This window comes from Arthrobacter sp. TS-15, assembly GCF_006964045.1.
GTDB lineage: Bacteria > Actinomycetota > Actinomycetes > Actinomycetales > Micrococcaceae > Arthrobacter.
The window spans coordinates 1-21,629 of record NZ_SDXQ01000068.1 but is presented as its reverse complement, the minus strand read 5'-3'; the positions used below and the strand labels follow the sequence as shown (position 1 = coordinate 21,629).

20 protein-coding genes are annotated in these 21,629 nt (G+C 64.3%); 13 read left to right on the top strand and 7 right to left on the bottom strand.

Annotated features, from left to right (window positions below; translation table 11 throughout):
* Nucleotides 1-484: 484 nt before the first annotated feature.
* The 6 genes from EU811_RS22465 (at nt 485) to EU811_RS22440 (ending at nt 5,043) form a co-directional block, all read left to right on the top strand.
* Nucleotides 485-1,474 carry an arsenic resistance protein gene (locus EU811_RS22465; protein WP_238703529.1) on the top strand — a complete coding sequence of 330 codons (990 nt, stop codon included), beginning with the start codon at nt 485-487 and terminating at the stop codon, nt 1,472-1,474.
* A gap of 78 nt (nt 1,475-1,552) precedes the next feature.
* Nucleotides 1,553-1,741 carry a MerR family DNA-binding transcriptional regulator gene (locus EU811_RS22460; protein WP_142940482.1) on the top strand — a complete coding sequence of 63 codons (189 nt, stop codon included), beginning with the start codon at nt 1,553-1,555 and terminating at the stop codon, nt 1,739-1,741.
* A 416-nt stretch (nt 1,742-2,157) separates the two neighbouring features.
* Nucleotides 2,158-2,433, top strand: coding sequence for a hypothetical protein (locus EU811_RS22455; RefSeq protein ID WP_238703528.1), 276 nt, complete (start codon nt 2,158-2,160; stop codon nt 2,431-2,433).
* A gap of 9 nt (nt 2,434-2,442) precedes the next feature.
* The gene (locus tag EU811_RS22450; RefSeq protein WP_142940480.1) at nt 2,443-2,697 is read left to right on the top strand and encodes a hypothetical protein; all 255 of its coding nucleotides are present in this window, start codon (nt 2,443-2,445) and stop codon (nt 2,695-2,697) included.
* A 137-nt stretch (nt 2,698-2,834) separates the two neighbouring features.
* Nucleotides 2,835-4,004 (top strand): ATP-binding protein, encoded by a 1,170-nt coding sequence (locus EU811_RS22445; RefSeq protein ID WP_142940479.1) that lies wholly within the window; start codon nt 2,835-2,837, stop codon nt 4,002-4,004.
* Nucleotides 3,997-5,043, top strand: a complete 1,047-nt coding sequence (locus tag EU811_RS22440) for a TolB family protein (protein ID WP_142940478.1) — start codon at nt 3,997-3,999, stop codon at nt 5,041-5,043. The genes EU811_RS22445 and EU811_RS22440 overlap by 8 nt, the downstream gene beginning before the upstream one ends.
* Before the next feature lie 57 nt (nt 5,044-5,100).
* Here the strand turns inward: EU811_RS22440 and EU811_RS22435 are convergent, their stop codons facing one another.
* Nucleotides 5,101-9,999, bottom strand: coding sequence for a DUF4082 domain-containing protein (locus EU811_RS22435; RefSeq protein WP_142940477.1), 4,899 nt, complete (start codon nt 9,997-9,999; stop codon nt 5,101-5,103).
* A gap of 449 nt (nt 10,000-10,448) precedes the next feature.
* Here EU811_RS22435 and EU811_RS22430 point away from each other — a divergent pair, with 449 nt between their 5' ends.
* The 4 genes from EU811_RS22430 to EU811_RS22415 all read left to right on the top strand — a co-directional run bounded on the left by EU811_RS22430 (nt 10,449) and on the right by EU811_RS22415 (nt 14,093).
* Nucleotides 10,449-10,835: an ArsR/SmtB family transcription factor gene (locus EU811_RS22430; RefSeq protein ID WP_142940476.1), complete on the top strand. Its 387-nt coding sequence runs from the start codon at nt 10,449-10,451 to the stop codon at nt 10,833-10,835.
* The gene (locus EU811_RS22425; RefSeq protein WP_142940475.1) at nt 10,832-12,787 is read left to right on the top strand and encodes a heavy metal translocating P-type ATPase; all 1,956 of its coding nucleotides are present in this window, start codon (nt 10,832-10,834) and stop codon (nt 12,785-12,787) included. The genes EU811_RS22430 and EU811_RS22425 overlap by 4 nt, the downstream gene beginning before the upstream one ends.
* A complete protein-coding gene (gene lspA / locus EU811_RS22420; protein ID WP_142940474.1) occupies nt 12,784-13,290 on the top strand; it encodes a signal peptidase II in 507 nt (168 codons plus the stop codon). Before EU811_RS22425 ends, lspA begins: the two co-directional genes overlap by 4 nt.
* A gap of 368 nt (nt 13,291-13,658) precedes the next feature.
* Nucleotides 13,659-14,093, top strand: a complete 435-nt coding sequence (locus tag EU811_RS22415; protein ID WP_238703527.1) for a hypothetical protein — start codon at nt 13,659-13,661, stop codon at nt 14,091-14,093.
* A gap of 89 nt (nt 14,094-14,182) precedes the next feature.
* Here the strand turns inward: EU811_RS22415 and EU811_RS22410 are convergent, their stop codons facing one another.
* The 6 genes from EU811_RS22410 to EU811_RS22385 all read right to left on the bottom strand — a co-directional run bounded on the left by EU811_RS22410 (nt 14,183) and on the right by EU811_RS22385 (nt 19,728).
* On the bottom strand, nt 14,183-14,797 hold the full coding sequence (locus EU811_RS22410) for a copper resistance CopC family protein (RefSeq protein WP_142940473.1): 615 nt from the start codon (nt 14,795-14,797) through the stop codon (nt 14,183-14,185).
* 62 nt (nt 14,798-14,859) lie between these two features.
* A complete protein-coding gene (locus tag EU811_RS22405; protein ID WP_187697292.1) occupies nt 14,860-15,480 on the bottom strand; it encodes a hypothetical protein in 621 nt (206 codons plus the stop codon).
* 100 nt (nt 15,481-15,580) lie between these two features.
* A complete protein-coding gene (locus tag EU811_RS22400; RefSeq protein WP_142940472.1) occupies nt 15,581-16,270 on the bottom strand; it encodes a DsbA family protein in 690 nt (229 codons plus the stop codon).
* On the bottom strand, nt 16,270-17,187 hold the full coding sequence (locus EU811_RS22395) for a cation diffusion facilitator family transporter (RefSeq protein WP_142940471.1): 918 nt from the start codon (nt 17,185-17,187) through the stop codon (nt 16,270-16,272). The genes EU811_RS22400 and EU811_RS22395 overlap by 1 nt, the downstream gene beginning before the upstream one ends.
* Nucleotides 17,184-17,561 (bottom strand): ArsR/SmtB family transcription factor, encoded by a 378-nt coding sequence (locus tag EU811_RS22390; protein WP_142940470.1) that lies wholly within the window; start codon nt 17,559-17,561, stop codon nt 17,184-17,186. Before EU811_RS22390 ends, EU811_RS22395 begins: the two co-directional genes overlap by 4 nt.
* 70 nt (nt 17,562-17,631) lie before the next feature.
* On the bottom strand, nt 17,632-19,728 hold the full coding sequence (locus tag EU811_RS22385; RefSeq protein WP_142940469.1) for a cytochrome c oxidase assembly protein: 2,097 nt from the start codon (nt 19,726-19,728) through the stop codon (nt 17,632-17,634).
* Between the two features lie 213 nt (nt 19,729-19,941).
* On the opposite strand from EU811_RS22385, the gene EU811_RS22380 reads away from it, so the two are divergent.
* The 3 genes from EU811_RS22380 to EU811_RS22370 all read left to right on the top strand — a co-directional run.
* Nucleotides 19,942-20,367, top strand: a complete 426-nt coding sequence (locus EU811_RS22380) for an ArsR/SmtB family transcription factor (protein ID WP_142940468.1) — start codon at nt 19,942-19,944, stop codon at nt 20,365-20,367.
* 45 nt (nt 20,368-20,412) lie between these two features.
* Nucleotides 20,413-21,381, top strand: a complete 969-nt coding sequence (locus EU811_RS22375) for a cytochrome c oxidase assembly protein (protein ID WP_142940483.1) — start codon at nt 20,413-20,415, stop codon at nt 21,379-21,381.
* The coding region (locus EU811_RS22370; RefSeq protein ID WP_142940467.1) for a cytochrome c biogenesis protein ResB at nt 21,378-21,629 on the top strand (252 nt) is incomplete at its 3' end. The genes EU811_RS22375 and EU811_RS22370, both read left to right, overlap by 4 nt.

The window sequence follows — 21,629 nt, the reverse complement described above, 5'->3', positions numbered from 1 at the left end:
TGCTCGAGCACCGATCCACGCTGGAGTCGTGAATGGAGGCACCCACGACTGCCGTATTGCGTTCGAACCTGTCGACCTGCCTAGTGACGCGCCCTGGAGGCGGGGACAATTCCGGTGAAAATTGAAGTACTCCACATCGATGACTGCCCCAACACGGTCAAAGCCCTCCACCAAGTCGAGCGTGCCCTGGCCGCCCTCGGGCGATCAGAGACCTCCGTCTGACGTAACCGGCATCTTCCCCGAAGCGGCTCCCACCAGTGAGCTCGCATGCAGGATCTACCAGACTTCAGCCGGTCTCGCCGGAACCCCGACCGTCGAGCAAATAGTCGAGGTGCTCAGATGCCGCGGTATCTGACTTGGAAAACTGAAGCTCCTCGTGCAGGCGATCCATGGCAACGCCCGGCGTGAGCGGCCGGTTACGCCGGGCGTTGCACGATCCGGCCCCGCTATTTCTGGGTGGAGTCAGGCCTCGCCTAGCATTGCAATGGTGGATACCCGGAACCTTGTCGCGTGGATGGACCGGCAGCAAATTGGTCTGTATCTCGTGGCCATCCTTGTCGGGGGCGCAGCGGGCTTACTCGCTCCTGGAGTGGCTCCGGCTTTGGAGCATTCGATCAACCCTGTCCTTGGGCTCCTGCTTTACGCCACGTTTCTGGGGATACCGTTTGCTTCCCTCGGAAGGGCCGCCCGGGATCTGAAATTCCTGGCCACTGTCCTGGTGTTGAATTTTCTCGTCGTTCCCTTGGTGGTGTTTGGCCTGACCCGGTTCATCGCCGGCGACCAGGCGCTGCTTGTTGGAGTCTTGCTCGTACTTCTGACCCCGTGTATCGATTACGTCATCGTATTCACTGGGTTGGCCGGCGGCGCGAGTGACCGGCTTCTCGCTGCGGCACCTGTGCTGATGCTGACGCAGATGCCTTTTCTCCCGCTCTATCTTTTGGTCTTCGTCGGCCCGGATCTGGTCTCAGCCATCGATCCGGCCCCATTCCTTCAAGCCCTTATCGTTTTGATCATCATCCCGCTGGCCGCGGCAGCGCTGACCCAGGCGCTGGCCAGAACGAGGGCTATGGGCAGAGCCGTGATGTCTCTGATGCAGGCCTTGATGGTTCCCCTTATGATGGCGACGCTGGCCGTGGTCGTGGGGTCGCAGATTGTGGGAGTCGGCGAGGAACTCGGCTCCCTTCTGTCCGTCGCGCCTATCTATGCTGCATTCCTACTGGTCATGGTGCCGCTGGGTCTACTCGCAGCAAAACCCGCAGGACTCGATGTTGCCGCCACCCGCGCTGTCGTGTTCAGTGGTGCGACCCGTAACTCCTTGGTCGTGCTGCCATTGGCGTTGGCATTGCCAGGCCACTTGGCGCTTGCGGCCCTGGTGGTGGTGACCCAGACCCTTGTGGAGCTGATCGGTATGGTGCTCTACGTCCGCTTCCTTCCGCTGCTGATCAAGCAGGAACGCCGTCACCAGACCACCTGACGGAGACCCGCCGTGCAGCGGGTTTTGCGGCGCACCTGACTTGACCTTCAAGCCAGATCGAAGGTTTACGGTGGATCCATGAAGACGATCCGGATTTCCGAGGTTGCCGCCAGAACAGGGGTTCAGGCCACTACTTTGCGCTATTACGAGGACATCGGCCTGATCGGCCCCGCAGCCCGCTCAGCCAACGGCTACCGGAGCTACGACGAACGGGACCTGGACCGGTTGGCAGCCACTGCGCGCCAAGAAGCTCGACATCAGCCTTGAGGGATGTCCGTGGACTCGTCTCTGCAGGGGATACCGATGAATGCGGGACCGTTCAAGACAGCTGGGTGGTCTCGTCACGGCCAGACTGCAAGAGGCGCAGGAACGCATCAACGAGCTAACAGACCTGGCACACCAGCTCGAACGCATACGCTCGCCAGCCTGAGCTTCGCACCCAGTCCACTGAACCCAAAGGCAGCGGACCGCATTGAAGATGCATCCAACGGCATGAGCTGCGGGAAGGCTAGCGGCATCGCGGCAAACCTGCCAGGAACCGACGCCAGAACATGGAGAGCGGCACGCGTACGCACTTGGCCGGGAAATGAGCATATGGGTCTTGTCACCTGCAGCTCGCAGTGCCAAGGTCTAATTAAAGTTTCCCAACGCTCAACACAATTAGGCTCAGCCAGGGGGTTGCGATGAATCAATGGTTTCTTCCACCGGGCGGGATCTTGAGCAATTACATTGCTCCGGGACAGACCGTCCGCCACTCGTTCTGGTGGGAAGATCGCGCGTTTGGTCCTGCGATCCTGGCTGTCGCCATGCCACCATCAATCGTGGTCTCGACCGGCGGGGTGACGACACTCGGCAACGGATTCAGCCAAAGCCGCGACCGGCTCACCTATTTCGCTGATCTGCGGGCAGAAGCTTCGTATGGGGCCAGCTATCGTCTCCTCATTACAGCGCTGCGCTAAGGAGCCCTCATGAAATGCACGGTCATCAGCGACGAACGCGGCAAGATTATCGCCATTGGTCCGACGCCTGGGCCGGTAAAATCCTCCGACGGTGAGGGACCGGCGCTCTGGCACGAGCTCCTGCCTTTTGAAGGACAAACCAGCCAGATTGTGGATGTACCTGATGAGTTGCTCAACGACCCTGAGCTACTGGCAAATCTGCATCAAACCCACCGCCTCCGCGGCGAACGGATTGAGGCTGTTGACGGTCTGACTACAGACTAGTCTCCGGGTCAATTGACGGAACACCTCCGAATGGCTGCCTGCCCCTGCCTCAAAGGTCCTGAATGTCACGCGTCGGCTCGTATCCGGAACCATAGCGTACTATCCAAAAAACTGGATACTCCTTTATGGTTGTTGATATGGAAAGTGCTTTGAACCCTTACTCGCCCGGGTCGGGCCGTCGGCCTTTCGAACTGGTCGGGCGCCAGAGCGAGATCGATGCCTTCGATTTGCTGCTGGCCAAGACCCGCCAGCGAAGACCGGACCGGGGTATCGTCCTGCACGGGTTGCGTGGGGTGGGCAAAACGGTCCTGCTGAACGAGTTCCGTCGGCAGGCCGAACATGCTGAGTTCATGGTCGTCTTCCTCGAGGGCAGGGACGCCGAGGGGGGTCCTGAGGCCGTACGGGCCAAGCTCGCCCGGAACCTGCTGCAGGCCGGGCGGAAGTTGAATCGCCGCGGCGCCGGGGAGCGACTCTTGGCGGCACTTGGCAGCATCGCATCCTTTTCCGCGAAACTGGGTGTGACTGGGATCGACATCGGTGTGAACCTCAATCACGGCCGCGCTGACTCCGGATCGATCGAAGTGGATCTGGAAGAACTGATTGAGGACCTCTGTCTGGCCCTGGGGGAGAATCGCTCGGGTCTGGTTTTCATCATTGACGAGATGCAGGACCTGGACGACGGACTCATTGCCGCACTCCTGAGTGCCCAGCATCTGGCTGGCCAACGCGAATGGCCTTTCTATATCGCGGGGGCCGGTCTGCCCAATCTTCCCTCGGTACTGAGTGAAGCGCGCTCTTACGCCGAAAGGATTTTCAATTACCGCAGCATCGGGGCGTTGTCGAGGGAGGCTGCAGAGGCGGCCTTGGTAGCCCCGGCCCAACGCTATGGGGTGTCATTCGTGGCCGAGGCCAAAGACCTTCTCCTGAGCGCATCGGGCGCGTATCCGTATTTCCTGCAGGAATACGGTTACGCGGCCTGGGAAACAGCTCCGGAGAAGACCGTAACCTTCGACGACGCCAAAATCGCGGTGGAGATCGGCCGCGCGCAGCTGGACCAAGGGTTCTTTCCTTCACGCTGGAAACGTGCCTCGAAGGCAGAGAAGGACTTCCTCCGCCTGATGGCCACTGACGGTGATGAAGGATCCAGCACAGCCGGTCTTGCTGAACGGGCGCAGAAGAAGCAAAGCTCCATGACCATGACCCGTGCGTCGTTGATCGACAAGGGGATTATCTACGCACCCGCCCTGGGTGTTGTGGCGTTCACCGTGCCAGGAATGGCTGACTATGTTAAACGCCTCCATGAGTAGCACGAGCGCAGGAACCGGTACCACCGCAGGCGGGAGGTTGCGGTGGGGAATTCTCCTGGGAGTTACCGCGCTGGTCCTTGCCGGAGCCGGGATCTACGCGGTGGGAGCCTATCAGCGTTTCGAGGAGAGCCGCACGGCCGCCTCATCTGTGGGAGTGACTGCAGGCCAACCTCTCCCCGGGGTTCCTTTCGTCCTGTTCAGGAACACTGCCGGCGGGCAGGGCTATGGCAATGCAGCCACGGTGCCGCTTTCGGCTCCCGGTGGCACGCGGGCGGTCAGTGAGCAGGCGTGCGAACGGGTCTATGGCACTGCAGCTGTGGTGGTCTGTCTCAGGTCCAACCGTGGTCTGGTGACTACTTACGACGCGGCCGTCCTGAACCGGGACTGGCAGCAGGATCGGGCGTGGCCTGTCCCGGGTATTCCGAGCCGGACACGCATCAGTCAGGACGGTTCCGTGATCGCGACAACGGTGTTCGTCTCCGGGCACTCATATACGCAAGCCGGGTTCTCGACAGCAACAGAGATCACTGTTCCCGACGGCGGTACGGGTAACCTCGAAGATTTCGCGCTCCTCGTGAACGGCGAACGGTTGCTGGCGAGCGACCGGAACATCTGGGGAGTTACTTTCGCGCCAGGGCAAAGCGAAGTCTTCTATGCCACAGCAGCATCCTCAGGACGTATCTGGCTCGTCCGGGGAAGCCTGAAAGACAAGACCCTGACCGCCATTCATGACAACGTTGAATGCCCCTCCATCTCACCGGACGGCACCCGGATCGCGTATAAAAAGAACATTGGCGGGCCGCTCACCGCGCACTGGAACGTCGCCCTTCTTGACTTGGCCACGGGGGTGGAAACGGTGCTCTCGGAAAAGCGCAGCGTCGATGACCAGATCGAGTGGCTGGACGATCAGAACCTGCTCTACGGTTTGGCCGACGAGGATACCGAAGGTGACAGCAACATCTGGAAACTCGGAACCGATCCGGCGTCCCAACCGAGCCTCTTCATCGAACATGCGTGGTCGCCCAGTGTGGTCCGCTGACGTCCGGACGTAACTCGGGGAGCGGCCGGACATCAGCAGTCTAGAAACCGCCCCCGGTCAGCAGGTTCCCAGTAGTCCGCACAGCAGCCCACCCGACCCTGTCGGACTCGGCGAGGGACTGGGGGACGGGCTCGGCGAGGGACTGGCGGAAGGATTTGGTGAAGGCGTCGCCGTCGCGGTTGCGGGTGGGGCCGGCGTTGCGGTCGGGGTGGGCGTCGCCGGTGCCGGTGTGGTGGCTGAGTAGAGGACGTCGACGAAGTAGTTCGTGGAGTTCCAGGAGTTTGTTGGTGCCGTACCGCCGGCCCCGTACCGGTAGCGGCCGTTGTCAGGGCCAGCGGCGGTGAAGACCCCACTAACCCACGTCTGGGCGAAGAACGCCGGTGTATAGGCGTAGCGGCCGTTGGGCGCCAGATAGGACACGGTGTATGTCTCCCCCGGGGTTACGGCTACCGGGGAGGAGAGCATCGCGGTTTGCCAGCCCGTCGCTGTTTCGTTCGTGAAGGTCACCTGGGCCAGCCGTGTTCCCGCGGCGTTCCACAGGGAGCCGATGTGGGTTCCGGTGTTTCCGGTTCCCTTGTAGAAGCGGATGCCGGTGACATTGCCGGCGGCGGAGACCGTGAACGCCGTTCCCAGTTCAACCGATGACGGATCATCGGAGGCTGCTGTCTGCGGTTGGAGGTCCCCGAAGATGGAGGCTTGCTCGGCATCGGGGTCGGCCGTGGTGAACTGCCAGGTGGTGGTCGGCAGTGTCTGGCCCTGTTGGGATTCGAGGTTGCCGGCGCTGACGGAGATGGCTGTGTTGCCCGGCAGGGGATTCGCCGGGGTGAAGGTCAGGGTGCGGCCGTCCGTGGACAGGGCAGCGTTGCCGGCAACGGGCGTCCCGTTCGCTGCGAGCGTGAACGTTGCCCCCGGCTTGATCGCGGAGGAGAACGTAAGGGTTGGTTTGACCTCGACAGGTACTGCCGTGGCGTTTGGTGCAGGGGAGCGGTCAGTGATTGTCAGCGGGGGCACCGCGGCCATGAACACCAGGTCCACCAGGTAGCTTGCCGTGGAGGGCGAGTTGGGGAAGTCGTTGTTGTAGGCGAATGCACCGGAATCGGGGGCTGTCCTCAGCGGTCCGCTGGTGAAGCCTGAGCCGAATCCGCCGGCCGTGTAGGAGTAGTTGCCGCTCGGGGACTTGTAGGCCGCCACGTATTCAGTGTTGGCGTCGATGGTCACTGGCTGGCTGAATGTTGCTGTTTGCCAGCCGGAGCTGGACTCGTTAGTGAAGGTGACGGTGGCCAGAAGCTGCCCGCCGGCCGTGTATAGCGAGCCGGTGTGTGTCCCGGTGTTTCCGGCGGCCTTGTAGAAGCGGACGCCGGTGACCTGGCCTGCAGTGTCGCTGGCGAACCGGACTCCCAGGGACAACGACACGCCGTCGTTGGCGTCGGGAGTGCCCGGCGTAACGGTGTCCTGATAGAGCGTGCAGGGGCACGTCCCCGGTGTTCTGGGGGCGGGGACGGTACTGAAGGCCCATGTGCCGTTGCTTAGTGGTTGACGGGATACGGCGGTCGCCGTGAGGGTGGCCGTGTACGACGTACCGGCAGCCAGCGGCCCGGCCGGAGTGAACGTGACTTTCCTTGTTTGGGGGTCGTAGCTGGTGGATCCGGCCACGGTTGTTCCGCTCGCATCTTTTACCGTCAGGTTGACGCTGGGGGCTTCGGCCGGTTCGGACAGTACGGCACTGATCTGGCTGTCCAGCGGAACACTGGACGCGCCGGGCAGCGGGGATTGACCCGTCGGGGTGAACGCCGGGGGTGGAACCGTCACGATGACGTCCACCAGGTAGCTGGCGTTCGACCGTGATCCGGGGAAGTCACCGCTGTACGTGTACGCTCCGGCGTCAGACGTTGTTCGCAATGGTCCGACGCTCATGCCGGATCCGAACCCGTTGGAGGTAGCGGAATAGGTGCCGGTCAGTGACTTGTAGGCCACGATGTAGTCCGTGTTCGCGGCCATCTGGACTGGTTGGCTGAACATCGCCGTCTGCCACCCTGAGGCGCTCTCATTGGTGAACGCCACGGTTGCCAGTTGTTGCCCGGAGGCCGTGTACAGGGCACCGTTGTGGGTGCCGGTGTTGCCGGCCGACTTGAAGAACCGCATGCCCACTACTTCACCGGCTGAAACACTGGAGAACCGGACGCCCAGCGCCAACGGGACGCCGTCCTGAATCTCGGCGATGCCGGGCGTGACGGAGTCGTCAAAGAGGCTGCACGGGCAGGACCCGGGAACCGGCAGTGTCGCAGCGGTCGTGAAGGACCAGGTGCCGCCGGCTGTGACCGGACCGCCCAGGGTGTCTGTCCCGGCGAGGGTGGCCGTGTACTGCGTGCTGAACGCCAGGGCGCTCGTCGGGGTAAAGGCCGCCCGACGTGTGGCGGGGTCGTACGCTGTCGTGCCGGCCACCGGGCCGTCGGAGGATTGCAGGGTCAGCTGGACGCTGGAGGCAGTGACTGGTTTGGAGAACACTGCGCTGACCTTGGTGTCCACGGAGACGCTGGACGAGGACGGGAATGGGGTGTGCCCGGACACCGTCATGGGCGTGGTGTCCACTGTGCCGAACAAGGCGTCGACGAAGTAGTTGCCGCCGTTGTAGCTCGAGGTCGGGAACCCGGAGGAGGTGGCATAGACACCGGCAGGCTCGGCTCCGAAACCGCCCGCCACCCTCAAGGGCGCGTCGGAGGACCCGAAGCTCGCCCACTGGAAGTTCTGGATGGCGTAGCGACCGTTCGGAGTCCAATAAGAGACCGTGTATTTCTGCCCTGCGGCCACGGGAACGGCTTGGCTGAACAGCACGGACTGCCAGCCGGAGGGCGTTTCGTTGGTGAACGTCGCCGTGGCCAGCCGTTCCCCAGTGGAGCTCCACAGGGACCCGGTATGTGTACCGGTGTTGGCTGCGCTCTTGTAGAAGCGCACCCCGGTGATGAAACCGTCCACTGTGGGGGTGAAGCGCAGGCCCATTTCGTAGCTGCCGCCGTCACCGGAATCCTGCACTGCCGGTGCGGTCTGGCCAAAGACGCTGTAGGGGCCGCTCAGGATCAGGCTCCTGCTGGTGGCGGCCCCTATGTTGGCACTGTCATCAATGGCCCGGGCCTGGATGGTGGCGGTATCGAAGCCCTTCTGGATGTAGGTGTATGTCCAGTTTTGCTTGCCCACGGCGGGGTGCCAGGTACCGCCGCCGTCGGTTGAAACCTCCACGCCGGCCACCACTCCGCCCGTATCGGCGGCCGTTCCTGTGACGGTCACACTGGTCCCATGGGGCACAGTGGCGCCGTTGGCCGGGGCAGTGATGGCAGCCGTTGGTCCGGTCCGGTCCGTGCTCGGGGCGGCAGCGGTCAGGCCGGCGGCACGGGTGGCGGGCTGGGCGCCCATGTCGGCCAGGAGGTTGACTTGGGCCTGCCGCATCCTTGGATCTGCAGGTGCGCCCTCGCCGTCATGGACCTCGTCCAGGCCCCACGTCCACTGGACACTGCCGGCCGAGAACACCAGGGCGCCGCTGGGGGCGCGGTAGAGGGTCACGTGGTGGGTTGTCGTGCCGGGAAGGACTGTGTTGCCGAAGTCCTGAAGGTACTGGGGCACCTCGCCTACGGTGGTGGACAACCGGATCAACCCCGGTGGGCGGAACCCGTTGTCCAGGTCCTCGTCGGACTCATATCCCACCGTATGGGGCGCCAGGGCCGCGGAGGAACCGGCCGGCAACGAGGTGAGGGAAGTATTGCGCCACAGTCTGGTTTTGCCTTCCTCCGAATCGACGGTCACCGGCAGGTCGGAGTAGTTGGACATGTAGATGGTTCCGGTCAGTCCGTTTTCGGGCAGCCCGCCGCCGTTGGTCTGGGCTGCGAACCGCGGGTCCCGCCAGGTGCCGGTCCATTCGGGGCTGGGGTCGATCTTTTCGTTGGCCCAGGTTTCCTTGTAGGAGGTGAGCGTCCGGCCCGCTCCACCATCCACCGGGGAGGGTTCGAACCGGGTGCGCCAATAGCCCTCGTTGCCGGAGAGGAACTGCAGGTTCACCCCTGCGTCGCGGGCGGCGGTGATGTTGGCGCGCTGGGGCCCGGACCAGTATTCGTCGTGCCCGACGGAGAGGAAGACCTTGTGGTTGAGCAGCTGTGGGCCGTTGCGGTCGGTATCAAGGCCGCTGATGTAGCTGACGTCGTAGCCGTTTTGCTCCAGGAAACGCACCATCGGGTATTCGTTGGAGAAGTAGAAGTCCCGGCCTCCGGGTCCGCCGCGCGTGGCTACCGGTCGGTTGTAGCTGACCTTGTAGGCGCGGCCGTTCGTGCCTTGGTAGAAGTCCGAGCCACCATAGGAGTTATAGGCCTGCCAGGAGGGATCGGAGGTTTGGAAGACCACGTCGGACCGGCTGCCGTCGGAACGCACGATGAAGGTGATGTGGCTTTGCCCGCCGGTATCGGGCCGGGTGAGAAGGGCGACGTAGACACCGGAGACCGCGGTCGCGGGGACCTGCCACGTCGCGGACACCGCCCAGGTCCCGCAGTCGTACAGCCCTGTGGTGAGGTCGGTGAGGCATTGGGGCTGGTTTTGGCGGACGACGGACGGTGTCACGTCGGCGATCTTGCGGGCGCCGGCGCCTCCGTACCAGCCGGTGCGGTAGACCGCGATGGTGTAGCTGGGAGCGTTCGTGTCGATTTTGAAGCGGATCGGCTGGCCCGCGTTGACGCTGATTTCGGTTGAGTAGCCTTGAATGCTGTCGTCGCCGGGACCGGAAATGTCCCATTCCGATGGCGGGTTTCCCGGTTTGGAGTTTTCGCAGACAACAGGGTTCACTACCGGCTCGCAGGGTCCCGCGGCGAGGGCTGTCGGGGCGGTAAGGGGCAATAGGGCTGCCATCATGGCAATCACCAAGGGCGTGATGAATCCCTTTAGGGGTGACTGCGGCCGGGTGGCTGAATGACCGGGCATCGGAGCTCCTGGGAGTGGTACGCCTGTTGCGAGTATGGATCCGTGCTTGCCGCACGGGTCCCTGCTTGCCGCTCCCCAGCCAGGGTCAAACCAAGAATCTTCAGTTAGGAAACACCCGGGTCCCTGTCCTGGAGGTGGTCATGCAAGACGAACCAGACCGGATCCACCCTCGACCTTGTAGACCAATAGGACGAAGCGCATCATCAAGTAACCCTTGGCAGGAGTGTAGGGGTGTGACGTGCGCACGGCAAGGCTTCCCGCCTACCCAGGGCTGGATTTCCTCGCGCCGTCAGCCCAACGAAGGGTCCTCGGCTCTTGGCCCAGGACGGACAACGCGTCGCCACGGCTCCAGTTGCATCAGAGCAAAAGCGCTGGGACCGGCTTCCGGATCAAGGCTGGTTCGAACGCCCTGGGATGATGACATCCAAAATTGCCGCTATCATCGTTATATGACGATTGATGATGCGTTCTCGCCCGATCCGTGCGCCCCGCTGGACCCCGCGGCGGCCCTGTTCCACTCCCTCAGTGATCCGACCCGCTTGAGTATCGTGAAACGGATGGCCGGGGGAGAGGTCCGGGTGGGTGACCTGACCGGGGAGCTGGGTCTGGCGCAATCCACGGTCTCGGCCCATGTGGCGTGCCTGCGTGACTGCGGCCTGGTCGAGGGTCGCACGCAGGGCCGAAGCGTCTATTATTCGCTCTCCCGTCCGGAGCTGATGGACATGCTCGCCCAGGCCGAGGTCCTGCTGGCAGCTACCGGCAACGCGGTCAGTCTCTGCCCGAACTACGGCATTGGCAGCACCGGGACAGTCCCGACGACGGAGGCGGCCCGATGAGTGACGCCTGCGGTTGCAGCGACGAAAAGCCCGGGACCGGCGAGTCCGAGGAAGCCGAGGAGGCCGTGGGTTTCTGGCAGGTCCGGGAGGTCCGGGCGGCAGCCGTTTCCGGTGTCCTGCTCCTGGCGGCGTGGATCGCGTCGCTGGCCGACGCGCCGCAGTGGCTGACACTTCCTCTGGAGATCGCCGCGCTGCTGGTTGCTGCCTGGACGTTCGTTCCGTCCACTCTCCGCCGCCTGCTCAAGGGCAGAATCGGTGTCGGAACCCTGATGACGATTGCGGCAGTCGGCGCGGTCGCTTTGGGCCAGTACGAGGAAGCGGCCATGCTGGCCTTCCTCTATGCCATTTCGGAAGGCCTGGAGGAGTACTCGCTGGCGAAAACCCGCCGCGGGCTGCGGGCACTGCTGGACCTGGTACCCGCCGAAGCGACCGTCCTGCGCAACGGCGAAGAGGTCACGGTCGATCCTGCAGTTCTGGTCCTGGGGGACCGAATGGTCGTCCGGCCCGGGGAACGTCTGGCCACCGACGGGCGGATCATCACCGGCCGCACCTCCCTGGACACCTCGGCGTTGACCGGAGAATCCGTTCCGGTCGAGGTTGGGCCCGGCAGCGAGGTCTGGGCCGGTTCGATCAACGGTACCGGCCCGCTCGAGGTCGAAGTGACCAGCACCGCCGAGAACAACTCGTTGGCCAGGATTGTGCACATTGTCGAAGCCGAGCAGTCCCGCAAGGGCCCAGGCCAGCGCCTGGCTGACTCCATTGCCAGCAAGCTTGTCCCGGGAATCCTGATCGCCGCGGCCCTGATCATCGGTTTCGGCTTCATCGTCGGCGAGCCGCTGCTGTGGTTCGAACGCGCCCTGGTTGTGCTCGTTGCTGCCTCACCCTGCGCCCTGGCCATCTCCGTGCCCGTCACCGTTGTCGCATCCGTCGGAGCTGCGAGCCGGATCGGTGTGCTCATCAAGGGTGGTGGGGCATTGGAAACCCTGGGCAGGATCCGCACCATTGCACTGGACAAGACCGGCACCCTGACCCGGAACAAGCCAGCCGTGATCGATGTTGCCACCACCGGAACGTTCACCACGGAGCAGGTTCTGGCTCTCGCGGCCGGCTTGGAGGCCCGCAGTGAACACCCTCTCGCCCGCGCCATCCTCGCCGCGGCCGCAGACCGGGCACCGGTCACCGAGGTCGATGCCGTCCCCGGCGCAGGACTGACAGGCCTGTGTGAGGACAGGACGGTGCGTCTCGGCAGGCCAGGCTGGATCGACGCCGGACCCCTTGCCGACGAAGTGAAGAGAATGCAACAGGCCGGCGCGACCGCCGTCCTGATCGAAGACCAGGGACAGGTCATCGGCGCCATTGCCGTCCGCGACGAGCTGCGCCCCGAAGCCCGGGACGTCATCGCCCGGCTCACTTCCTCGGGCTACACCACCGCCATGCTGACCGGTGACAACACGATCACGGCCAACGCCTTGGGCAAGGAAGCAGGCATCACCGAGGTCCACGCCGATCTGCGCCCCGAAGACAAGGCGGACATCATCCGCACCCTCCAGGGGCGCGCCCCGACCGCGATGGTCGGTGAAGGTGTCAACGACGCGCCCGCACTGGCGACTGCCGACACCGGCATCGCCATGGGAGCCATGGGAACCGACGTCGCCATCGAGACCGCCGATATCGCCCTCATGGGCGAGGACCTGAACCACCTGCCCCAGGTCCTCGAGCACGCCCGCCGCACGCGGTCCATCATGCTCCAAAACGTCGGACTGTCCCTGCTGCTGATCGCGGTGCTCATCCCGCTGGCGCTGGTCGGTGCGCTCGGTCTGGCCGCTGTGGTCCTGATCCACGAGCTGGCCGAAATCGTTGTGATCGCCAACGGCGTCCGAGCCGGCCGTATCAGCCGCCGAACCGGGGTCCGGACCGCCCAGCCGACCCCGGCTCTGGAACCAGCATCATGAGCCGCGAACCCGCAGCAGTGACCCCGGCCAAGCGGACCTCGCGGCGGATCCGGGTCTTGGTGATTGTCGCTGCGGCAGCCCTTGCCGCCACGGACCTTATCGTCAAGGCCGTGGCCGAGGCTGTTCTCTCTGCGGGTGCAACCAGTGACGTCGGGCCGATCAACATCCGGCTGGTCTACAACCGTGGTGTCGCCTTCAGCATGGGCGCGGGCCTGCCACCCTGGGCCGTCATCGCAGGCACGGGGGTGATCCTGGCCGCCCTGCTTTGGTTCCTGCTCGCCGCAGCGCCCGGCATGTCTCTGCTCTCCCGGGCAGGGGCGGCCCTGCTGCTTGGAGGAGCCGCCGGAAACTTCATCGACCGGCTCAACGGGCAGGGGGTGGTTGACTACCTCCACACCGGATGGTTCCCCACCTTCAACCTCGCCGATGTCTTCGTCACCACCGGCGTAGCGGTCATGATCCTCGGGACCGTGCTTTCCCCAAGGCCACGACCGGAGGACTAGCCGCCCTTGTCGGCCCATCCGGCGAGACGAATGCGTCGATGGCCAAGCAATACCGCGAGTATGAACATATGTTCATACTCTGTTGCTAGAATCAGTCTCAGATATCCCCAAGGGCAGGTCCCCGTAGTGCCGGGGCTGTGAGGCTTTTTTGCCTACCAATTGGTTCTGACCTGAAGATGACAGCGCGTGCCAGGAGTCCTTGCCATGGTCCTCTGATGGTGCTGCAGCGGTCGTTCAGCCTGCGGGGAATCCAGACGGGGTCGCCCCCGCCTGTCCCTGTCTGGCACACCGCTTTTCTGTGCACCGCCGGTTCCGCCACTGCTGCGAATGATCCCGCCGTACCCACTCTCCAAGGAGCCACAGAGCTAATGCTTTCAAACCCCGACGCCACGGTTCCCGCGGACGCCGTCAAGATGCCGCTTGGCGCCCGTCGACTCGTGCTCATCGGAGGACTTTGCATTCCGGTAGGGCTGGTTGCCGGCCCATACCTCTTTGGCCTTCAGCTGGTTGCCGTGGCGGGTGTCGTGGCTGTCGCCATTGCCCTGTCTTATCGGCGGGGCCAGTCCTGGTTTTCGCGCTGGTCCTGGCTGACAACGGCAGCCGGTGCGCTGTGGGTGATCGCAACGGTGGCTTACTGGCTGAGCATCATGGCTGCTGTGGACGGTTCGTCGTCGCCGTCCAGCTTTCCCACGGTGCTGTTCTACAGCGGTATGGCGGCCCTGGCAGTCATGGTTTTCGGCACCATCGCGGGTTGGACCTCACGTTTGGTGTCCGGTCGACGCTCCGTGCCCACGGCACGGTAGCGCGCCCGAACCCGCCGGCCCCGGGCACGTGGCCCGGAGCCGACGGGCGGGGCGGAATACTCGGCTGGTTCGCCGGTTCGCCGGTTCCGCTACGCTCCCGAGGTTTTGTCCCTGCGCCTGCGTGCAATGAAGAAGACAGCGGCTGCGACGGCCAGGATCGCTGCCGCAATGCCAACGGCCATGGGGGCGTTGTCATCGTTGGGTTTTATCTGCTCCGGCGCCGTTTGCGCGGCCGGGGCCGCGGCGTTGGAGGCAGTGCTCGCGGCCGGGGTTGGCGTCGCAGATGGTGTGGCGGTGACGGCTTGGGCGGGGTCCTGGACGGTGAAGGAGTAGTTGCCCTCGATGGGGTGGCCGTCGGAGGAAACCGTCCGCCAAAGGACTTTGTACGCCCCGTTGCTTCCGCCGGCTATGGTCGTGGAGATGGTCGGGCCGTCCACGGTGACCTTGCCGTCACTGAGTGTCTTGCCCGTCTCGTCGGTCACGGTGATGACGCTGAGATTGAGCTGTGTGGCATCCATGGGCGGCTCCGAGAGGGTCAGGGAAACGGTACCCGGGGCTGTGGTGATAGTGGTGTCCTTGGCCGGGACAGTGGATTCCAGGGCGTCGTGGGCCATTGCCGGCGCTGCGGCGAAGGCCGGGATGAGGATGGCCGCGGCAAGCGCCAGGCGGACGCGGACGCGTCGTTTGTTGTTGCGGGGATTCATGGGACTCTGCGATTCTGCTCGTTGAGAAAGGTTCAGTGTGCTCGGTGCGCGCCGGTGACACCCTAAGCCAATGCCTGGTGCGTGGCGGCGGACAGGTTCCGGGGAGGCCCCCGGGCCGGTGGCCGGGCCTGCCTGTTCCGTCGCAGATGGATGGTCTCCGTGCCGGTGACCGGCAGGCTGGGACATGCCCGGAGCTTTGATGGTTTGAGCAGGCCCAGCAGGGGGCGCAGCCAGGCGGCCAAGGCCCACAAAGCCGACTCGCCCCGTGCCATCAGAAGAGCGGTGGCGAGGATTGCGGCGACATGCAATCCGAGCATTCCGGGGCTGGCATCGGAGCTCAGATGTTCGTGCGGGACAACCCCGTGCCCGCTGCCCGGGCCGGCTGCCATTCCGAGGTGGTGGGACAGGCCGGGCCTGGGCGTTCCGGCGCCTGCCAAGGCTGAGAACGCCAGGTGCAGCGCAGCCTGGGATGCGCCCAGATATACGGCCAGAAGGGGCACTGTCATCTTTCTGCCGGTCAGCATTATCGCCGATAGGGCAATAACGGCTGTCAGTGCTGTCATGACAGGGAAAGCAGGCAGTTCACCACCGGCCAGCAAGTGCGCCGTTGCGGCCAAGGCAAGGACCGTGACCGCAACGGCCGCGGCCCGCGGAATGCGGAACGGTGCACGCGCAGCAGTCATCGCACACCGTTCCTTTCAAGAGATGGATTCCTTTTTACGTTGCGTAGAAGCTTGGGTCAGGGTAAAGCCCACGGCGATGTATCTGTCCCGGGAGAGTCTGTTACTTGGCGGCGTCCGCGAGCAGCTGCCGGAATTGCTCCTTGGTTTCAAGGGTGAGCATCTTCCCGTTCAGGAAGAACGTCGGCGTTCCCTTGACGCCCAGAGCGGTGCCATCTGCGATGTCCTTCTTGATCCGTTCCTTGGTCTTGTCGTCGGCCACGGCCGCGTCGTACGCGGTCAGGTCCAGCCCGAGTTCTTCAGCGAACGTGCGGAACAGAGGCGCCTGGGACTCGGTCTTCTCGCCCCATTGCGGCTGGGTTTCGAACATTTTGGCATACATTTGTTCGTATTTGCCCTGCTGGGCTGCGGCTTCGACGGCAAGGGCTGCGGTGGCTGAATTGCGGTGCGCAGGCAACGGGAAGTAGCGGTTGACGAAGGTGATCCGGTCCCCGAATTCCTTCTTCAGTTCTTCGACCACGGGTTGGGCGGCGAGGCATGCTTCGCATTCGAAGTCCAGGAACTCAACGAGTTGGGCTTTTTCGGTGGCCGGGGAGGTGACGCGGTGGCTGTCTTCGCGGACCAGTTGGGCTTCCGCGGCCGGCGTCGGGGCCGCGGGGGCTGGTTTGTTCAGCGTAAAGACCGTGTACCAGATCACGCCAACGGCGACGAGGACGGCCAGTAGGACCCAGATGAAGACCCGGGTCTTCTTCGCGGTGTCCATGGGCGGGGGAGGGGTTTTGGTTGTGCTCATCAGTGGTGGATGCTTTCCTGGTCGCGGTGGGCGGCTGGCTCTATTTGGAAGGTGGAGTGTTCGACGCTGATGTCGAAGTGCTGGGCCACGCAGGCCTGCAGATCCGCCAGGATCGTGGCGGCATGCCCGTCGGTCATGCAGTTGTCCTCCACGGTGACGTGGGCGGAGAGGACCGGTGTTCCGGAGGCCACCAGGGTGGCGTGGAGGTCGTGGACGTCGATGACGTGGGGCAGCGCCAGGATGTGCTCGCGCACCTTGGCCAGGTCCAATCCCTTGGGGGTGGATTCCATGAGCACGTTCACGGTGTCACGGAGCAGTTTAAGTGTGCGCGGGATGATCAGGACGCCGATGAGCAACGACACGAGGGCATCGGCCTGAAGCCAGCCGGTCACGGCGATAATGATGGCTGCCGCGATGACGGCCACGGAACCGAGGGCGTCATTGAGCACCTCCAGGAAGGCCGCCTTCATGTTGAAGTTGTGATTCCGTCCGGAAGCGAGAATAAGAAGGCCGATCGCGTTACCGGCCAGCCCGATGATGCCGAACCAAAGCATCGTGGACTCGCCAATTTCCGGGGGCTCGAAGAACCGGCGGATGCCTTCAACGATGACGAAGCCCCCGACCGCGAGCAGCAGGGCCGCTTGTCCGGCGGCGGCGATGATTTCGGCACGCTTGTAACCCCAGGTGCGCGTCAGCGTGGCTGGCTTCAACGCCAATGATGCGGCGATGAGCGCTATCAGCAGCCCTGCCGAGTCGGTGAACATGTGGCCGGCATCTGCCAGCAGCGCCAGACTGCCGGTCAATACGGAGCCGATTATCTCTGCAATCATGACCGTGAAGGTGATGGCGAAGACGGTGATGAGTTTGCCGCGGCGGGCCGTTGCCGCGGCGGCGTGGTCGTGCTCGTGACCGCTCATGATCGGACCTCCAGGGTGTCGGGAGAAGCCAGGGAGCCTGCAGTGGTGTCCTGGGCGCATTCGGGTTCGGCGCAGCCGCAGATCGTATCGACTGTCAGGATGGTACCGAGCAGATCCTCCAGTGCGTGCGCCAGTTTGGCGTCGGAGAGTTCGTAGCGGACACGCCTTCCGACCGGCTCCGCGGCGACCAGCCCGCAGTCGCGCAGGCAGGCCAGGTGGTTGGAGAGGATCTGGCGGCTGACGCCAATGCTGTCGGCCAGATCCGACGGGAACGCCGGGCCGTCTTTGATCTGCAGCAGGATCGCGGCCCGGGTGGGGTCCGCGAGGGCTTTACCGAACCTGGCCAGAACGTCAATCGTGGAAAGGATGCGCATACCCGCAATGATACAGAAGTCTGTGGATTCAGAATATGCTGAACTTAATAGGGGTGCGGGACTGTCCGGACTAGGCCTGGCCACCACGGCCCCTTGTGTCACGTTCCTCGAGGCGGGCGAGCATGGCGTTGTAGGCATCCAGGTCAGCGTCGTTGGTGCGTGCGGCCGCCCGGTCGCTGCGCCGTGTTTCGCGGGCATCGGAGCGTGACCACATGACGGCCACGCCGATGGCGATCAGCAAGGTCGGGACCTCACCGATACCCCAGGTGATAGCGCCGGCCATTTGCTGGTCCTCCAAGGGCGGCGCTCCCCACTCGCGGCCCAGTTCCGTAAACCACTCCGGCTGGATCAGGGTGGTCGAGCCCATCAGGGTGACACCAAAGAACGCGTGGAAGGCCATGGTGGCCAAAAGGAGCAGCAACCGCAGAGGATACGGCGCCCGGCGCGGGATCGGGTCGGTGCCGATCATCGACAGGACGAACAGGTAGCCGGTGATCACGAAATGGACCGTCATAAGTTCGTGCCCGGCGTGTTCCCGGAGGGCAAAGCCGAACGCATCGGAGTAGTAGAACAAGACGATGGAACCGGCGAAATTGGCGGCAACGAAGAGGGGATGCGTCACGACGGCGGCCACCCGTGAATGAACCAGGACCATGATCCACTCACGTGGTCCGCGGGAACCGTCAGTCCGCGGCTTGAGCGCCCTGAGCGCCAGCGTCACCGGGGCTCCGAGGACGAGAAACACGGGGACGACCATGGTCAGGGCCATGTGATCGAGCATGTGTGCACTGAAAAGTATGCGCCCGTACACCGACGGCCCACCTGAGGTGAAAAACACCAGCGCCGCCAACCCAACGAGCCAGGCCAGGCTGCGTATCCACGGCCAACTGTCCCCGCGGCGGCGCAGACGCCGCGCCGCCCTCAGGTACAGGTAGGCGGCGAAGAGGGCGAAGGCGATCCAGAGCCAGTCCGGGCGCCACATGGTGAACCAGCGTTCGGGGGTCAGTTCCGGTGGCAGGAGGTATCCGGTGAGGACCTCCGCGGGGGTCAGGGCGGGACGGATGTCCTCCCCGGTTGGGGTGGGCGTGCGGCTCAGCGCTGCGGCGAGGCCGCTGACGGCGCCCATGATCAGCAGTTCGACCACGATGAACCGCCACAGCAGCCCGGTGGCCTGCCCGTTCCCGGACTTCACGCTCAAAGCCGGAATCAGTCGCTTCCGGTGCAGGAACCCGATCGCTCCCAAGACAATGGCGGCCACCGTTTTTGCCATGAGCAGGACGCCGTAGGGAGAGGCCAGCCCCGCGGGAATCTCGATGCGGATCGTGGCGTTGATGATTCCCGAGGCCACCACGAGGACGAAGGCAAAACCGGCCAGGGTGGAGAACCGCCCGAGGACCGCCGCGGTGTCTTTGCCCAGGGCTGTCCCGGCAACGCCCAAGGCAATGAGTCCACCGAACCACAGGCACACCCCGACCAGGTGAAGGCCGAGGGAGTTGATGGCTTGTTCGTGGTCGTTTCCGCCGGCCGCGTGGCCGATCAGCATCACCGGCACCAGGCCTGAGAGGGCCAGCAACGCGGCAGCGCCCAGGCCTGCGCTGGATCGGACACCGAAGGTCAGGGTGGCAACGACCGAGGAAATGATGACTACCCACAGCCAGGCCGCCCCGTTGGGAAGCTCCGTAATGTACGAGGTCAGTTGCGCGCCGAATTCGGGGCTGCCCGAGACGGGCACGCCGGCGATATCGGAGAAGCTGAACACCAATACCGCCAGGGCCGAAACGGTCCACGTCAGGCTCGCCACCGACGCCAGTACCATGATCCGGCTGAACGCCGGGTGCTCGTCGGCGGCAGCAATTTCCGACGCCGTCACCGCCGGCCCGGACCGGCCCGCACTTTTGCGGCCCCGCAGTACCGGGGGCACGATGAACGCCGCAAAAACCAGCGCACCGATGGTGGCTGCGGCCGCTATGTTCTGCAGGGTCTGGGCGACACCAAAGCCCCACCGGACCAAAGCGCCAGGATCGCGGGTCTCGGCGGGCAGGGTTCCTCTCCCATACGCCGTCGCCGCCAGCACGACAACCACGGCGATCACACCGGCCACAGCGAACGAGCGCAGTTTCGGCGATACTGCCGTGCTGCCGCCGGCAGCGGAGGCTTTCAAAGCCACAATGGTTCCTTAACGCAGGTCCGGACCTGGCTCCTCCAAGGCATCGGGGCCAGGCAGCGCAGGTGCATTCCAGCGCCATTCAAGATTATCTGTAGAGTTGTTCAGACGTTAATCGGTGGATGCCATCCGAGCCACGAAGGGCTCTCCCGCGGCCCCACCCGGCACGCCACAAGGCAAATGCGACGCATTAGCAAGTAAAGGTAGTCTTGATGAATGACCGGAACAGCACAGGCACTGCCGACACCGCCCGGCCAGCCGGGCAGCGAATGCGCCATCCGTTTGGTCGACGCCGAGAAGGTAGAGGCCGTCAGGTCCCGGATGCCCGCCGACTCGGACGTGACGGATCTCGCGGTGATCTTCGGGCTGCTCTCGGACCCTGGACGGGTAAGGATCCTCATCGCCCTGCTCGAAGGGGAGATGTGCGTGTGCGATCTAGCTGCCACCACGGGGTTGAGCGAATCCGGCGTCTCCCATGCGCTGCGCCTGCTGCGCGGCCCCCGCGTGGTGCAGGTCCGTCGCGCCGGCCGCATGGCCTATTACTCACTGGCCGACTCCCACGTGCGCATGCTGCTGGATCTGGGCCTCACACACGTCGGACACGCCGGACAGGACCGGCTGACAATGGTCAGCAACAACTAGCGCAGGCCCTTGGCGTCACCGTCTCGTCCGGACGGCGGTACTGACATGGGCGACCCAGGAGTCGAAGGCCCGGTCTGGCTTCCCTCGCTGCCGCCGTCGCTGGGTGAGTACCTCGCCCCGAACCTGCAGCCTGTTCCGCTGATCCCTGCCTTGACGCTGCTGGCAGCTGCCTTCTACCTCGCTGGTGCCATCCGCCTCTGGCGGCAGGGCCGGCACTGGTCCCCGGTCCGCACTGCATCCTTTTTGTTCGGTTGCCTGGCGATCATTATCGTCATGGGAGCCGGCATCGAAGGGTACGGGCTGCGGATGTTCTCCATCTTCATGTTCCAGCAACTGACCCTGATGATGGCCGTCCCGCCGCTACTGGTCATCGGATCCCCTGGGACCTTGCTGCTGCGGGCAACCCCGCACGGCCGGGTCGGCCGGCCGGTCCTGAAGGCTGCCCTCTGGGGTCTGCGCTCCCGCTGGGGCCGGCTGGCCATCCACCCGGCCTTCATGGTGCCGCTGTTCCTGCTCAGCTTCTACGGCGTCTACTTCTCCGGGCTCGCGGACCTGCTGCTGCCCACCTGGTACGGGCACGTCGGCCTGGAACTGTTGTTCCTTGCAGCCGGGATCCTGTTCACGGTGCCACTGATTTCCGCGGACCCGCTGCCGACCAGGCAAACACACTTCGGCCGGATGCTGGACATCTTCGCTGAGATGCCCTTGCACGCCTTTTTTGGGGTTGTCATCATGATGGCCACAGCCCCCATGGTCAAGTTCTTCGCCGCACCGCCGGAAAGCTGGAACGTGGATCCCATGCAGGACCAGGGCCTGGCCGGCGGCCTGGCCTGGTCTTACGGGGAACTGCCAGGGGTGCTGCTGCTGATGTTCATCCTCGTTCGGTGGCAACGGGAGGAGGCCCGCGGATGGGTCAAGGCGGACAAAACCGCGGCCGTGGCGGGCGACCCGGATCTGGACGCCTACAACGAATACCTGCGCCAGCTGGCCAACCGTCCGGTGCGCCGCCGATGACCACTAATGGCTCCGCGGCCCCTGCCCGCACCGAAAAGAAAACCCACCCCACCCCGCCCCCGCTGGGAGCCGTTGGCATGCTGCGCTGGGCCTGGACCCAGCTGACCAGCATGCGCACGGCTCTGTTCCTGCTGCTTTTGTTGGCCATCGCCGCTGTGCCGGGATCACTCTTCCCACAGCGCCCAGCCAACCCCTCGCTCGTCACTCAGTACATCAAGAACCGCCCGGACTACGGCCCGGTCCTGGAC

Coding starts and splice junctions, on each gene's coding strand:
- EU811_RS22465 (WP_238703529.1), top strand. CDS start 485: ATGGTGGATACCCGGAACCTTGTCGCGTGGATGGACCGGCAGCAAATT.
- EU811_RS22460 (WP_142940482.1), top strand. CDS start 1,553: ATGAAGACGATCCGGATTTCCGAGGTTGCCGCCAGAACAGGGGTTCAG.
- EU811_RS22455 (WP_238703528.1), top strand. CDS start 2,158: ATGAATCAATGGTTTCTTCCACCGGGCGGGATCTTGAGCAATTACATT.
- EU811_RS22450 (WP_142940480.1), top strand. CDS start 2,443: ATGAAATGCACGGTCATCAGCGACGAACGCGGCAAGATTATCGCCATT.
- EU811_RS22445 (WP_142940479.1), top strand. CDS start 2,835: ATGGAAAGTGCTTTGAACCCTTACTCGCCCGGGTCGGGCCGTCGGCCT.
- EU811_RS22440 (WP_142940478.1), top strand. CDS start 3,997: ATGAGTAGCACGAGCGCAGGAACCGGTACCACCGCAGGCGGGAGGTTG.
- EU811_RS22435 (WP_142940477.1), bottom strand. CDS start 9,999: ATGCCCGGTCATTCAGCCACCCGGCCGCAGTCACCCCTAAAGGGATTC.
- EU811_RS22430 (WP_142940476.1), top strand. CDS start 10,449: ATGACGATTGATGATGCGTTCTCGCCCGATCCGTGCGCCCCGCTGGAC.
- EU811_RS22425 (WP_142940475.1), top strand. CDS start 10,832: ATGAGTGACGCCTGCGGTTGCAGCGACGAAAAGCCCGGGACCGGCGAG.
- lspA (WP_142940474.1), top strand. CDS start 12,784: ATGAGCCGCGAACCCGCAGCAGTGACCCCGGCCAAGCGGACCTCGCGG.
- EU811_RS22415 (WP_238703527.1), top strand. CDS start 13,659: ATGCTTTCAAACCCCGACGCCACGGTTCCCGCGGACGCCGTCAAGATG.
- EU811_RS22410 (WP_142940473.1), bottom strand. CDS start 14,797: ATGAATCCCCGCAACAACAAACGACGCGTCCGCGTCCGCCTGGCGCTT.
- EU811_RS22405 (WP_187697292.1), bottom strand. CDS start 15,480: ATGACTGCTGCGCGTGCACCGTTCCGCATTCCGCGGGCCGCGGCCGTT.
- EU811_RS22400 (WP_142940472.1), bottom strand. CDS start 16,270: ATGAGCACAACCAAAACCCCTCCCCCGCCCATGGACACCGCGAAGAAG.
- EU811_RS22395 (WP_142940471.1), bottom strand. CDS start 17,187: ATGAGCGGTCACGAGCACGACCACGCCGCCGCGGCAACGGCCCGCCGC.
- EU811_RS22390 (WP_142940470.1), bottom strand. CDS start 17,561: ATGCGCATCCTTTCCACGATTGACGTTCTGGCCAGGTTCGGTAAAGCC.
- EU811_RS22380 (WP_142940468.1), top strand. CDS start 19,942: ATGACCGGAACAGCACAGGCACTGCCGACACCGCCCGGCCAGCCGGGC.
- EU811_RS22375 (WP_142940483.1), top strand. CDS start 20,413: ATGGGCGACCCAGGAGTCGAAGGCCCGGTCTGGCTTCCCTCGCTGCCG.